13 protein-coding genes and 2 riboswitches are annotated in these 12,764 nt (G+C 63.2%); of the genes, 5 read left to right on the top strand and 8 right to left on the bottom strand.

Going from position 1 to position 12,764, the window contains the following annotated elements; translation table 11 throughout:
- The 4 genes from QKW60_RS04260 to QKW60_RS04245 all read left to right on the top strand — a co-directional run bounded on the left by QKW60_RS04260 (position 1) and on the right by QKW60_RS04245 (position 3,323).
- Entirely contained in the window at positions 1–807 is an 807-nt protein-coding gene (locus QKW60_RS04260) for a hypothetical protein (protein WP_282366704.1), read from the top strand.
- 87 nt (positions 808–894) lie between these two features.
- The gene (locus QKW60_RS04255; protein ID WP_282366702.1) at positions 895–1,848 is read left to right on the top strand and encodes an endonuclease/exonuclease/phosphatase family protein; all 954 of its coding nucleotides are present in this window, start codon (positions 895–897) and stop codon (positions 1,846–1,848) included.
- A 35-nt stretch (positions 1,849–1,883) separates the two neighbouring features.
- A complete protein-coding gene (locus QKW60_RS04250; RefSeq protein ID WP_282366701.1) occupies positions 1,884–2,306 on the top strand; it encodes a DUF1801 domain-containing protein in 423 nt (140 codons plus the stop codon).
- Positions 2,307–2,375: 69 nt separating this feature from the next.
- The gene (locus tag QKW60_RS04245) at positions 2,376–3,323 is read left to right on the top strand and encodes an SH3 domain-containing protein (RefSeq protein ID WP_282366699.1); all 948 of its coding nucleotides are present in this window, start codon (positions 2,376–2,378) and stop codon (positions 3,321–3,323) included.
- Positions 3,324–3,401: 78 nt separating this feature from the next.
- Here the strand turns inward: QKW60_RS04245 and QKW60_RS04240 are convergent, their stop codons facing one another.
- The 6 genes from QKW60_RS04240 to QKW60_RS04215 form a co-directional block, all read right to left on the bottom strand.
- Positions 3,402–4,346 carry a 1-phosphofructokinase family hexose kinase gene (locus QKW60_RS04240; protein WP_282366698.1) on the bottom strand — a complete coding sequence of 315 codons (945 nt, stop codon included), beginning with the start codon at positions 4,344–4,346 and terminating at the stop codon, positions 3,402–3,404.
- A 68-nt stretch (positions 4,347–4,414) separates the two neighbouring features.
- Positions 4,415–5,338 carry an MBL fold metallo-hydrolase gene (locus QKW60_RS04235; protein WP_282366697.1) on the bottom strand — a complete coding sequence of 308 codons (924 nt, stop codon included), beginning with the start codon at positions 5,336–5,338 and terminating at the stop codon, positions 4,415–4,417.
- 101 nt (positions 5,339–5,439) lie between these two features.
- A complete protein-coding gene (locus tag QKW60_RS04230; protein ID WP_282366695.1) occupies positions 5,440–6,771 on the bottom strand; it encodes a serine hydrolase domain-containing protein in 1,332 nt (443 codons plus the stop codon).
- A complete protein-coding gene (locus tag QKW60_RS04225) occupies positions 6,752–8,194 on the bottom strand; it encodes an alginate export family protein (protein WP_282366694.1) in 1,443 nt (480 codons plus the stop codon). Before QKW60_RS04225 ends, QKW60_RS04230 begins: the two co-directional genes overlap by 20 nt.
- Positions 8,195–8,354: 160 nt before the next feature.
- Complete coding sequence (locus QKW60_RS04220) at positions 8,355–8,555, bottom strand: hypothetical protein (protein WP_282366692.1); 201 nt, start codon at positions 8,553–8,555, stop codon at positions 8,355–8,357.
- A 170-nt stretch (positions 8,556–8,725) separates the two neighbouring features.
- Positions 8,726–9,133 carry a metallopeptidase family protein gene (locus QKW60_RS04215; protein ID WP_282366691.1) on the bottom strand — a complete coding sequence of 136 codons (408 nt, stop codon included), beginning with the start codon at positions 9,131–9,133 and terminating at the stop codon, positions 8,726–8,728.
- Positions 9,134–9,209: 76 nt separating this feature from the next.
- On the opposite strand from QKW60_RS04215, the gene gltX reads away from it, so the two are divergent.
- Entirely contained in the window at positions 9,210–10,532 is a 1,323-nt protein-coding gene (gltX, locus tag QKW60_RS04210) for a glutamate--tRNA ligase (RefSeq protein ID WP_282366689.1), read from the top strand.
- Between the two features lie 80 nt (positions 10,533–10,612).
- Here gltX and pepT read toward each other — a convergent pair whose 3' ends face one another.
- Together pepT and QKW60_RS04200 are read right to left on the bottom strand one after the other, a co-directional pair.
- Positions 10,613–11,854, bottom strand: coding sequence for a peptidase T (pepT, locus tag QKW60_RS04205; protein ID WP_282366687.1), 1,242 nt, complete (start codon positions 11,852–11,854; stop codon positions 10,613–10,615).
- Positions 11,855–11,868: 14 nt separating this feature from the next.
- Positions 11,869–12,438 (bottom strand): gamma-glutamylcyclotransferase family protein, encoded by a 570-nt coding sequence (locus tag QKW60_RS04200; RefSeq protein WP_282366684.1) that lies wholly within the window; start codon positions 12,436–12,438, stop codon positions 11,869–11,871.
- Between the two features lie 126 nt (positions 12,439–12,564).
- A riboswitch (glycine riboswitch) is annotated at positions 12,565–12,666 on the top strand.
- Positions 12,667–12,738: riboswitch (glycine riboswitch) on the top strand.
- Positions 12,739–12,764: the final 26 nt, after the last annotated feature.

Raw genomic sequence — 12,764 nt, 5'->3', positions numbered from 1 at the left:
ATGACCGCGCTGAGGCTCGACACCCTGATGTATGAGCTTGCCAATGACGGCAAGTGGCGCGACGACAGGCTGCCCAAAGTCTTCCTCGACGGTCGCGAGGTCGATTTGGCGCGTGAGCATGGTGTGCTGTCGGGCGATGTGGCTTCGGTCATCGGTGCGAATGCGAGGAACTTTGCGCCGCTCGTTGCGCGGCTTGACGTCGCAAAGCTTGGCCTTTTTGACCTGCGGACGGGTGATCTGGGCGGTCTGGCGGGGCTTGGCCGTCTGACGCATCTCATGCTTGTCGGCACGACGAAGGTTTCGGACATCTCCGTTCTGCGGCAACTGTCTGGCGTCCGTGTTCTGTCACTCGAGGATTGCCCGAAGATCAACGATCTTGACCCTATCGCGTCGCTTGTCGGGCTTGTCGCATTCAGCTTTTCCGGCGGAATGTGGAATGCGCACCGTGCTGCAACGCTTGCGCCGGTCGGAGAGCTTGGATCTCTGGAAGAATTGCGGCTTCTGAACCTGCGCGTGACGGAGGGCGGGTTGCGGCCGCTGGCGGGGTGCAGGGCCCTGAAACATCTGTGGTTGTCGAACCAGTTCGAAACGGCCGACTACGCCTACCTCTCGGTCCGCTTGCCTCACGCGGAGTGCGAGATGTTCGCCGCCGACACGGCGCTTGCCACTCCGATCGACGGCAAGGATGTGATGGTCACTGGCAAACGCAAGCCGTTCCTGAATTCGGTCGCCGACGCGGACCGGCTGGCGCGCTACCGCTCGGCCTTTCGCCGACTGCAGGAAGATTTCCGCGCTTTGCGGGACTAAACCTCCCGAATCCATCCTCTTGGAATTCAGATTTCACGAACCCGATTCACAGGTAATGTATCGCGGTCTCAACACAGGAGGTGGCACATGCTGAGTCGGCTTCTACCGGGACTGATTGTGGGCATCGTTGCAGCCGTACCGGCGGCTGCGGAAACGACGCTTCGAATTATGAGCTACAATATCTGGGGCGGCGGCGGGAACGAGGGCAAGGGCGTCGAGGAAACCGTCGCTGTGCTGAAGGCCGCAAACCCCGACATCATCGGCATGCAGGAAACCCGGCTGGAGCCCGAGGACTGTACCGCCGAAGCCTGCGCGGCGGTGGGTGAGAGCGTGGCAAAGGAGATCGCCGAGGCGCTGGGCTACTACTACTACGACCAGACGCAGGAAAACGTGGCGCTCTGGGCCAATGCGATCCTGTCGCGCTATCCCATCGGGGCGGCCACCGGCAATGACCTCGGTGTGCCGATCGATGTCGACGGGGTCACTGTCTGGGCGTTCAACATCCATCATGATGACGAGCCCTATCAGCCCTACCAGCTGCTCGGCATCGAATACGGGCCCGCCCCGTTCATCAAGACCGAGGCCGAGGCGCAGGACTGGGCGAACCAGACGCGGGGGCCCGCGATGGATATTCTCTTCGAGGATATGCAGGCCGCAGAGGGCGCGGCTGCTGTTTTCGTCTTCGGCGATTTCAATGAGCCGTCGGAATACGATTGGACCGATGCGGCGGTTGCCGCCGGGCAGCAGCCGGTGAAGGTCGAATGGCCGACCACTCACCGCCTGTCCGAGGCGGGGTTCGTCGATACCTACCGCGCGGCCAATCCCGACCCGGTCGCCAAACCCGCCTATACCTGGACCCCGCAGGGGGACGAGGCGGACCCGGAGGACCATCACGACCGCATCGACTTTGCCTTTGCGAAGGCCGACGGGCTGACGGTTACCGGCGCCTGGATCGTCGGTGAGACGGGCCCCCGCAGCGATCTGGCGGTCGACCCCTGGCCGTCGGACCACCGGGCGACGCTCGCGGAAGTGTCGTTCTGACTGGACAGGGCGGCGGGACCGGCCGACACTTCGCTATGGCCAACAAGACCGTTCCGACCGCCCTTTCCGTGACGGACTTCATAGCCGGGGTTGAACCGCCGACGCGGCGGGACGAGGCGTTGCGCCTCGACGTGCTCTTTCGCGAGGTGACGGGGTTTCAACCGGTGATGTGGGGCCCGTCGATAATCGGCTATGGTCGCTATCATTATCGCTATGCCACGGGGCGCGAGGGCGATTTTCTGGCCACGGGCTTCTCACCCCGCAAAGCCGCACTGAGCATCTACATCATGCCGGGTTATGCGGATTTCGGTTTGATCCTGAAGGATCTCGGCAAGCACCGGACGGGAAAATCCTGTCTCTATATCAACAAGATAGCCGATATAGATGAGGCGGTTCTGAAGCGGCTGATCCGGGCGGGTCTGGAGGATCTGGCGTCGCATTGGCCGGTTGAGCCCTAAGAGAAAATTCGACTACATCGACAGGGTCGGGACGCGCCAATTCTTGCAACGGATCTCGGGGAGACGGGAATGAAACGCTTTTTGTCCAGGGTCGCACTGTTCTGCCTGCTGTGCATTCCGTGTACTGCTTTTGCCCAGGATATCCGCACCGAACAGGTGCATTTCGCTGCGGGGGCAAGCGGCACCACGATCCGCGACCAGATTGTTGGATATGAATCGGTCTCCTACGTCGTCGGTGCCGAGGCGGGTCAAAAGATGACGGTGGCGCTCGCGCCTTCGAACCTTGCGACCTATTTCAACGTCTATGCGCCCGGCAGCGGTCCGGGAGGCGAGGCAATCGCAAACAGCAGCATGACCGGTGTCGATGTTCCCGATCTCAATCGCTTCGAAGTAGCATTGCCGGTCTCGGGCAACTATACGATTTCGGTCTACATGATGCGGGTTGCAGCCCGGCGCGGTGAGCGGTCGGACTTCACGCTCGACATCGCGATCACCGGCGCGACCGGAGAGGTGGTTCAGGGCGACTATGCGGACGGGCTTGCGGGCGGGCCGGATTTTTACGTGGTGAAAACGTCGGGCAGTGGGCTGAACCTTCGCGCCGAACCTTCGGCGGGGGCCGCGCTTGTCACGCTTCTGGCGAACGGCACGAACCTCCGCAATCTCGGTTGCCGCATGGCCGAGGGGCGCCGGTGGTGCCGGGTCGCGACGCTGGCAGACCCCGGTTACGAGGGATGGGCGGCCGGGGAGTTTCTGATCGAGGGCAGCGGAGACGCGTCGGCCTCGGCACTGCCATCGTCGAACGCTGAAATGCCGAGTGCCGCAGATCAGGCTTGTTTGCAGGCGGTAACAGTCGAGACAGGCAACCCCGATGTGGTTCTGCTCTCATCCAGCTATTCCGAGGCCGGAACCGAGGTCATCGTCGGCGTCGGGCCGCAGCAGGCGCGCTGGCAATGCATCGCCTATTCCGACGGGTCGACCACGAGGCCAATGTCGCTGACGGACGAGGGGGCGCTGTGACCCGGCTGGGCATCCAGCGCCGTTCAATCGGCCAACCCTCGTAAGGTGGGTTTGAACCCATCTTACTTTTGTTAGGTTTCAGACGGGTTCAACCGGGCATTCCTTGACCAACCGCCTGAAATCGGCGCGGCGGCAAAGCTCCGTTGCCTCGGTCATCACTGCCGCCGATGCAGCGGCCATGCCTTCTTGCAAGGCGCGGGGCAGGGCGCGATCATGGGCCAGTGCGAGGGTGAACGCGGCGAGGAAGCTGTCGCCCGCGCCGACCTTACTTTTTACCGGCACCTTCGCGGCCTTGGCGAACCAGCGTTCGCGTTCCGTGGCCAGAACCGACCCGTCCGCGCCCCTTGCGATGACCGCGATGCGGGCCGCGCCCCGACGCACGAGGGCTTCGGCGAAATCGGCGCTGTCGCCCCGTGTCTTTAGATGCCCACCCGCCAATGCCTCGGCTTCGGCCTCATCCATGCGCAGGACATGGGCGGAGCGGACGGGATCGGCCGCGCGGATCAGCGTCGCACCTGATGTGTCGAGGACAAGACGTGCGGCCTTGCGGGTTAACGATCGGGTCAGGCGCGCGGGCAGATCGACGGGCAGTCCCGGCGGCAGGCTGCCCGAGAGGACCACAAGCGCGCCTTCCGGCGCGGCATCGGCGATGGCCGTCAGCACGGCCTTGCCCTGTCCCTGGGTCCAGACCGGGCCGGGCAGGACGAAGCGGTACTGCGCGCCGGTGGCCCGGTCGGTGACCGACAGGCTTTCCCGCGTCTCACCTGGGGCCGGATAGGGATGGGCTGCGATCTTCTCGACGGCCAGCGCGGCGGAGAGTCGCTCTCCCGTCGCGCCGCCAAGCGCGACGAAGGTGGTCGAGACGCCGCCCAGTCGGGCAATCACCCGGCTGACATTGATGCCGCCGCCACCGGGGTCCACCTGCGGGGTATCGCAGCGCAGTTTCGGCCCCGGACGCACCCCATCGGTCGCTGTGGCGATATCAAGTGCGGGGTTGAGGGTTACGGTCAGGATCGGGGTCATGGGCCTACATCATTTCCCCGACCCTGACCGCAAATCCGCCACCCGGCAAGGGGCGGCGGCGTTCGGTGTCAGCCAAGCATAAGCTGATATGAGGACGGCACATAGCGGAATCCGTCGCCATCGGCCTCGACGAAGCCGGTGGCGGGGAAGGGCATGTGATAGCCGATGAAGGGCAGCCGGTCGGCGGCGATCATGCCGAGCATCTTGCGGCGGGTCTGTGCGGCGGCGGCCTTGTCCATGTCGAACTTCACCTCCCAGTCGGGCTTGGCCAGCGACCAGACATAGTGGTTCGCGGTATCGGCGATCAGCACCAGACCCTTGCCGCCGCTTTCGATCATGTACCCCATATGGCCGGGCGTATGGCCATGCGCGGCAAGCGCCGTGATGCCCGAGGCGACGCTGCCGCCATCGTCGAGGAAGGTGAACTTGTCATTGAGCGGCTTGACCTTGCCGTCGAAACCCTCATTGCCCGCCGCTGACCAGTGGTTGTGTTCGGTCGATCCGGTGACATAGCGGGCATTGGGGAAGGTTGCCCCGGCATCGGAGTTCAGCCCGCCGATATGGTCGCCATGCATATGTGTGATGACGACGGTATCGACCTGATCGGGCGTGTATCCGGCGGCTGCCAAAGCGGCCGTTATGCCTTCGGCATTGAGGCCTGTGTCAAAGAGCACGAGCTCTTCCCCGGTATTCACCACCGTCGGCGTGAAGAAAAACTGGGCGACATTGGTCGGCAGATGCGCGGCGTCCGAGACGGCGGCAAAGTCCTCGGCGCTGACATTCATGCCGAAGATCGATTGCGGCTCTTCCACCGGCCTTGTCCCGGCCAGAAGGGTCGTCACCTCGAAATCGCCGTGCTTGAAGCGGCTGAAGAGCGGCGTGGTCATGCCCTTCATGTCGGCCTTTGCGCGGGCAGGCGTGGCGGCGAGCGCAACAAGCGGTGCGGCGGCCCCGGCCAGCAGAGCGTGACGACGGGTGAGTTTGGTGGTCATGGCAGCCTCCGTTTTGACTCAAAAAGCCTATGTCAGCGCAGACGGCACCGGCATCACATTCTTGTGTTGTGCCGGTCTCGCGGCTGCGTTTGACGCGATGGTCAGCGCGACATGAGATATTCCGCCACGGCCTGATAGGCGGGCAGCGAGGTCGGGTCGATGAAGCCGTTCTGCGCCTGCGGGAACGAGGCGAACCGCACGAGAACCATGTCGGCGGTCGGATCGACATAGATCGTCTGCCCGTGAACGCCGCGTGCGGCAAAGGCGCCGTGATCGTTATGGAAGACCCACCACTGGCTGGTGTAGCTGCCATTCGGGATCGTGGCGAAGCCCGTGAACTTCGCCGGGTCCCCGCCGGCGCGGATATTGTCCACGACCTCGGCCGGGAAAAGGCGCTCGCCGTTGATCTCGCCCCCGTTCAGCATCAGCAGACCGAGCCGGCCGAGGTCGCGCAGGCCGGCCGATATGCCGCCGCCAGCGAAGGGCACGCCCTTGCCGTCGACCGTCTGGTAGGCGTCCTGTTCGGCGCCCATGCGCTGCCAGAGCCGTTCCGAGGCAAGCTCGGTCACTGACTTGCCCGTAACGCGGCTGATCATCCAGCCGAGCATATCGGAGTTGATGGTCTTGTAGTGGAACTGATCGCCGTGATTGCCCTCGGGCTTCACCTGTTGAAGGTATTCCCAATACCCGTCCGGGCCCTCGTAGTCCTCTGGTTTCGGTAGCGGACTGGCCGCCCTGGAGTAAAGCCAGATGTCGGCATTGGGGTCGGAGTAGTTTTCCGAATACTGGACGCCGGTCGTCATATCCATGACTTGCCGCACGGTCGCGGTGGCAAAGGCGCTGTCGCCGATCTCGGGGATGATGTCGCGGACCAGTGCCGTATCGTCGAGCACACCCTCGGCCACAAGGATCTCTCCCAGAAGGCCGGTGACGGACTTGGTCATCGACATCGCCGCGTGCTTGCCGTCCTCGGCGAGGCAGCCGAAATAGCGCTCGTAGACCACGCGGTCCATGTGCAGGATAAGGATGCCGTCGGTGTAGTTGGCGTAGAGCGATTGCTCCCACGTCATCGGCGCGTCGCCATCGATCGGGGTGAAGGTCAGCGCATCAATTTCACGCGCTGTCTCGGCGAACTCGGCGGGCGTCAGGTAGTCGAGCGGTACCGGTGCGCCGAGGCCTCGGCTGATTTCTTCGGTCGGCAGGAACTCGCGCAGATGGCAGACCGACCAGCGCAACTTGGGAAAGCTGAAAAAGTTTGAGTCCGGCTGGGTGATGAGCTTGTCCGGCGACGGTGGGAAACCTTCCATCCAGCCCATGACCCGCGGGTCCGAGTCTTGGGCCGAAAGCGGCGCGTTCTGGGCCGTAGCCATTGACGCCGCGCTGATCCCGAAACTGACCGCGATCAGAGCTGCCTTAGAAATTGAAGACGACATTTACGAATCCTCCAGTCCACGGGTCAGCGTTTTGGCCGATGACGTTGTCTATTCCCGTACCTGGGAAGGAGACGGAAGCGCCGGCCGCCAGAAAAGTGTTTCGGTTGATGATGCGGCTGTATTCAAGGAAGATGTCATCAGCGAGATGCGCATCCGTCACGCCCGACACCACATTTCCGTTGATATCCACACGGGTCGCCTGACCGAACTGGACCGGGCTGTTCAACTCGTTCGCCCGGATATGCGCGTACCTCAGTGTCAGGGTATCCTGCTGTGTCGGCTGGACCCTGAGTGCCAGCGTGAGCGCGTTCGCGTTAGAGTTGATAAAGGTCGAGGCCGATTTGGACCCTGTCGCCCAGGCGCTGGGGCTTCCCTGATAATAAAGCGGGTCGAACCGTTCCAGTTTCGACGTGTCCGGATCGTCCCCCGAAAACGTCTGGTAGCCCAGTGTGAGGTTTGGCGCCCATGGCAGGCCTGCAAACGTATAGCCGGCCGTAACGCGACCGGCCCAGGCCTCCATGTCGATCCGGTCATTCCACTGGTAGGCGAGGTCGCTCGTAAAGGTCCAGTTTTCCAGGTCGCCTGAGAAAGGGTTCGTCTTGGCGTAAATGTTCAGGGTCTTGGTGTCTTCCCGAGCGCCGGGCGTTACCGTGGGCGCGCCAACGCCGCCGGGTGCTGCCTGGGGGTACGGAGAGTCGGACTTGAGCACGTCCACGAATGTGGCCCCGAGATAACCGCCCCTTGGGTCATCCATGCGCAGATCGACACCTGCGAGTTGGTTGCCGCCGTCGGTGGATGGCAACTCGTTCGGGTCCAGATAGAACGCCGTCCCGGTGACGTTCCCGTAGGTCAGGCGTCCGATTGCGGCCATTTCCCAAGCCTTGCGCGGGCCGAACTTCAGCGCGCCGCGTTCGAATCCGCTGGTCCCTCCGCTTGCGATCAGCATGCCGGTCCCGAGGGTCAATTCGCGTGCACCGAGCGACACATCGTAGGAAAGGCCGCTGCCCTGATCGCCACGGATGGCAAGATAGGCCTCTTCGAGCGTTGTGGCGCCGGTGTCGCCCGTGTCGAAGGCGTCGGTGCCCAGAGTATAGGACGATACGGCCGAGAGTTTGCCATAAAGCACGGCACCTGCGTCGAGCTCATATTCGAAGCTGATACCGGGTTTGATGTACACTTCCAGCCAGTTCGTATCAGGGTCATACCCACTGCCCGGCGCGGTCGTCGCGGCGAGGTCCCAGAACAGGTTCTGCTCGCTGACGGCGTTAAAACCAAATTGCAGGTGACCGCGCACGGTCAGGCCGTTCGAGTCGTGGAAGAGCATCCGATCCCGGTCCTGGGCCTGAGCCGGCACCGCCGCCAGACACACAATCAGAAGGGTGCCCGCCCTCATCTCTGCCATAGAGTATCGAAAACGGCTCAATGCGCGCCTCCTCTCATCTTCCGGATCCATGCGCTTGTGATCGAACACGTTTCCCCATCCCACCTCGTCTGGTGACAGGGTTACGCAAGAGTTGCGGGTTTGGATCAAACAATTCAGTGAAGGAAGTCTGACCGTCCACGGGATACTCCTCCAGCTGGAATTAGGGTCCGATCCCACGAAGGGGCGGATGATGAAGCGAGTGATGATCACGGACAATCTGATCGTTGGCGTCCTTGCCAAGCACGAGGCAGGTGCGAACTGCGCAGACCTGTGTTTCAAGCGCCTCGGTGAAGGCCAGTACGGCAATTGTGAAAATGTTGGCCGACAGCGCGTCGCGGATTGCCGGACTATCTGCGATCATGCGGCCGATTACCCCCCAACATTGCACTGATTATGCCGCATGCATGGGTTGTCTTGTCAATTCGGTCGGCGCGTTCTTTGCGTCATTGCCGTTCGATTGACCATGAGGCGGTGTTTTTGCTCAATAATCAGGCGTTTTTCTCGGCGAGGACGCGGTGCCGATGCTGCCCGTCATTCCCACCAGCGGTCAATCTCAGCGATCTCATCGTCAGACCAGCCGAAATGGTGGGCGAGCTCGTGGACCATGATATGGGCAACGAGCTGGCCAAGCGAGACATTACCGCGTTCGGCCCATTCGTCGAGGATCGGGCGGCGGAAGAGCCAGATCGTGTCGGGCCGGTCGACCACATCCATCACCGACTTCTCCGTCAGCGGAATACCGTCATAGAGCCCGGTCAGTTCGAACGGGTTTTCGATGTTCATCTCGTCGAGGAAATCCTCGGGAGGGAAGTCCTCAATCCGGATCACCACCGCGCGGGCGGGCGAGGCGAACTGGGCCGGCAGGTCAGAGACCGTCGCCCGAGCCATCTGTTCGATCGTGTAAAGGTCGGGCGCGGTGCGCCCCAGCCAGTCGTTCATACGTCTCTCCTAACCCTCCCTCATATGGACAAAATGCGCGTCCTGTGAAAGAGGGGGCGCGACAGGAGACCTATCCATGACCGTGACCCGCTTCGCCCCGTCGCCCACCGGCTATATCCATGTGGGCAACCTGCGCACCGCGCTGATGAACTATCTGATCGCCCGCAAGACCGGCGGCACCTTCATCCTGCGCCTTGATGACACCGATCAGGAACGGTCGAAGCAGGAATATGCAGACGGGATCAAAGCGGATCTTGAATGGCTTGGCCTGCACTGGGACCGGATCGAGAAGCAGTCGGAGCGGCTTGGCCGCTATGCCGAGGTGGCGGAAGAGTTGCGCGGCTCGGGCGATCTTTACGAGGTGTTCGAGACGCCGACCGAGCTTGATCTGAAGCGCAAGAAGCTGCTGAACATGGGCAAGCCGCCGGTCTATGACCGGGCGGGTCTGGGCCTGTCGGCGGCGGAGAAGGACAAGCTGAGGGCAGAGCGCGACGGCTATTGGCGTTTCAAGCTCGACCAGCAGCGCACCGAATGGACTGACGGGATTCTGGGCGATGTGTCGATTGACACCGCCTCTGTTTCGGACCCGGTGCTGATCCGCGCCGACGGGCAGGTGCTTTATACTTTCGCGTCGTCGGTGGACGATATCGACATGGGCATCACCCATATCGTGCGCGGTGCCGACCACGTGACCAATACCGCGACGCAGGTGCAGATCATGCGCGCGATGGGTGGAACCCCGCCCGCCTTCGCGCACCATTCGCTGCTGACCGGGCCGCAGGGCGAGGGGCTGTCGAAGCGTCTTGGCACACTCAGCTTGCGTGATCTGCGCGCGCAGGGCGTGGCGAAAGAGGCGCTTCTGAGCCTGATGGCGCGGCTCGGCTCATCGCAGCCGGTGGAGCTGATGATGTCATTGGATGAGATTGCCGACGGGTTCGAGCTTAGCCAGTTCGGCGCGGCACCGACCAAGTTCGATGCCGAGGATCTGTGGCCGCTGACCCGCGCCCGCAATCAAGCGCTGCCCTTCGACGCGGTGAAGGACCGCATCGCGGCGCTCGGCGTGCCGGAGGAGATGGCCGAGCGCTTCTGGCGCGTCGCGTCGCAGAACATCACGAAGCTCGACGACCTCGGCGCGTGGTGGGTGCTTTGCCGCGACGGGGCGGAGCCGGTGATTGCGCCGGAGGATGCGGAGTTCGTGGCCGAGGCGATGGCACTGCTGCCCGAGCCGCCCTACACCGAGGCGACCTGGGGCGAGTGGACGGCGGCGGTTAAGGAAAAGACCGGCCGCAAGGGCAAGGGGCTGTTCATGCCTTTGCGTCACGCGCTGACCGGTCAGCCGCACGGACCCGAAATGGCCGAGCTGATGCCACTTCTCCAGAATGTGCGGGCGAAGGGCTAAAGCGTTTCGGGTTGTGGTTGAAACAACGGAAACCTGAAACGCTATAATCGGTCCGGCAAGCTGGGTCGAAACCCAGTTGCTTACCTTTGCGCCGCCCGTTCCGCTATTTTCAGGAACAGTTGCGTTGCCACCGCCATGTCCTGCACGCTGATCCATTCCAGCGGTCCGTGAATTTCCTGCATGCCGGTGAATAGGTTGGGGCAGGGCACACCCATTTCGGTCAGCCGCGACCCGTCGGTGCCGCCCCGGACCGGGATCGAGACCGGTTCAAGCCCGAGATCGCGGCAGGCTGCATGGGCGAGCTCCACGGGCGCCATGTCCTTTTCCAGCCAGTAGCGCATGTTGCGGTATTGCGGCCTGATCTCGCATGTGATCTCGGCCCTCGGTTCGGTCGCCTGCACGGCCGCGCAGACCTGCCGCAGCAACTCGCCCTTGGCGGTCAGCCCGTCCCGCTCGAAATCCCGCAGGATGATCTTCATGACCACCTCGGCGGCCGAGCCCTTCATTTCGTAAATATGGATGAAGCCCTCGCGGTCCTCGGTCGTCTCGGGCGTCATGGTCGCGTGGGGCAGGGTCTGGACGATCTTCGCGGCGAGGTGGAGCGCGTTGACGAGCTTGCCCTTGGCCCAGCCGGGATGGATCGAGACGCCCGTCACGGTCACCGTTGCGCCATCGGCCGAGAACGTCTCGTACTCGATCTCGCCCACTTCGCCGCCATCGAACGTATAGGCGAAATCGACGCCGAGATCGGCGGGCAGGCGCACGTCGACGCCCGCGCCGATTTCCTCGTCCGGCGTGAAGGCGATGCGGATCGGCCCGTGGGGGATGTCCGGATTGGCAATAAGGTGGCGCGCGGCGGTCATGATGACCGAGACCCCGGCCTTGTCATCGGCACCGAGCAGCGTCGTGCCGCTGGCGGTGATGATGTCATGGCCGGACTTCTGGCCGAGATAGGGCGAGACCTCGGGTGTCAGTGTCAGGGTGGGCGCGTCAGCGAAGCTGATCGCGCCGCCATTGTAGTTGCGGTGCACAACCGGCTTGACCCCGGTCGCATTGAATTGCGGCGCGGTGTCGACATGAGCGAGAAAGCCGATCGTAGGCGCGTTTTCCACCGTGGCCGGGATCGTGGCGAGCACCGCGCCGTAGTCGGTCAGCCGCACATCCACGGCCCCGATCGCCGTCAGTTCGTCAAGGAGAAGCCGCTGAAGGTCGAGCTGGATCGCGGTGCTTGGTTGAATTCCCGTGCTATCGTCACTTTGCGTGTCGATGGCGGTGTAGCGCACAAGACGTTCTTCCAGTTCGCGGTCGAAATCCGTTCTCATCCTCGTTCTCCGGGTCAAACCTTTCGGCGCTTGAGGCCGAGGGCGTCGATATGATGATCGACCAGTCGCCGTTCCGCCGCGCTGGTCTTCTGATGCCGGGGATAATGCGGCGATGCACGGTCGTCGAGGAGCGATGTCCAGTTCGCGGTGGTGTTGAAGAAACGCGCAACGGCCGCCTCGCCGAATTCGCGCAGGAACCCCTGTACGACGGTATCGAGATAGCTGAGCAGAATCGGGTGGTGGTTCGCGGCCACGCCATGGACGTCGTCCACCGCGTAAATCTCGATCCGGTGCGCCCAGAGGGGCGCGGCGGTGACATGGTCGTGCGCGACGGGGTGGCGCCGATAGGCGGCCTCGCGCTGGTCGAGAAGCGCCCAGTTGTCATCGGGCACGGCGGCGATCAGCCCGTCGATCTCGGCTTCGGCGCGTTCGGCCGAGAGATAAGGCCAGTCGCGCAGCCGCGTATGCCGCCAGACCCGGCGCCAGCCAGTCAGCGTCACCGCTTCGCCGGGGGCGTAGTCATGCGTCGCCCGGTTGACGAGTGAACCATAGCCGAAAAAGGCGGGGTGGAGGTCCTTTGCCATGCGCTGATCCTTGGCGCGGCGGCAGTGGATGCGCAAGCATGTTTCAGCAGACATGCGCTAACACGCAAGAATGTATCCCATTGCATACAGGCTTGCCAGAACGGTGGCGAACCGGGTATTCAGGCTATGTCAGATCCGGGAGAATCCGGAGGGGCCGCACGGCCCCGTCTGGTGCCGAAGGAGCAACCGCCCCGGTAAACTCTCAGGCGCAAGGACCGGTCTGGCAACGGAAACTCTGGAGAGACCCCGATGGGGCGCCGAAGGGATAACGATCTCAGGCGAAAGGACAGAGGGGGCATCGGAACGGGCGGTCTTGACCGCCCTTG

Source organism: Albidovulum aestuarii, from assembly GCF_029961185.1.
GTDB classification, from domain to species: Bacteria; Pseudomonadota; Alphaproteobacteria; order Rhodobacterales; family Rhodobacteraceae; genus Albidovulum; species Albidovulum aestuarii.
Note: the sequence above shows the minus strand (reverse complement) of the source record. Positions and strands in the feature narration are given on the sequence as shown.

What these genes read in the sequence shown, in the direction of transcription:
- QKW60_RS04260 (WP_282366704.1), top strand. Translation starts at nt 1, where the DNA reads ATGACCGCGCTGAGGCTCGACACCCTGATGTATGAGCTTGCCAATGAC.
- QKW60_RS04255 (WP_282366702.1), top strand. Translation starts at nt 895, where the DNA reads ATGCTGAGTCGGCTTCTACCGGGACTGATTGTGGGCATCGTTGCAGCC.
- QKW60_RS04250 (WP_282366701.1), top strand. Translation starts at nt 1,884, where the DNA reads ATGGCCAACAAGACCGTTCCGACCGCCCTTTCCGTGACGGACTTCATA.
- QKW60_RS04245 (WP_282366699.1), top strand. Translation starts at nt 2,376, where the DNA reads ATGAAACGCTTTTTGTCCAGGGTCGCACTGTTCTGCCTGCTGTGCATT.
- QKW60_RS04240 (WP_282366698.1), bottom strand. Translation starts at nt 4,346, where the DNA reads ATGACCCCGATCCTGACCGTAACCCTCAACCCCGCACTTGATATCGCC.
- QKW60_RS04235 (WP_282366697.1), bottom strand. Translation starts at nt 5,338, where the DNA reads ATGACCACCAAACTCACCCGTCGTCACGCTCTGCTGGCCGGGGCCGCC.
- QKW60_RS04230 (WP_282366695.1), bottom strand. Translation starts at nt 6,771, where the DNA reads ATGTCGTCTTCAATTTCTAAGGCAGCTCTGATCGCGGTCAGTTTCGGG.
- QKW60_RS04220 (WP_282366692.1), bottom strand. Translation starts at nt 8,555, where the DNA reads ATGATCGCAGATAGTCCGGCAATCCGCGACGCGCTGTCGGCCAACATT.
- QKW60_RS04215 (WP_282366691.1), bottom strand. Translation starts at nt 9,133, where the DNA reads ATGAACGACTGGCTGGGGCGCACCGCGCCCGACCTTTACACGATCGAA.
- gltX (WP_282366689.1), top strand. Translation starts at nt 9,210, where the DNA reads ATGACCGTGACCCGCTTCGCCCCGTCGCCCACCGGCTATATCCATGTG.
- pepT (WP_282366687.1), bottom strand. Translation starts at nt 11,854, where the DNA reads ATGAGAACGGATTTCGACCGCGAACTGGAAGAACGTCTTGTGCGCTAC.
- QKW60_RS04200 (WP_282366684.1), bottom strand. Translation starts at nt 12,438, where the DNA reads ATGGCAAAGGACCTCCACCCCGCCTTTTTCGGCTATGGTTCACTCGTC.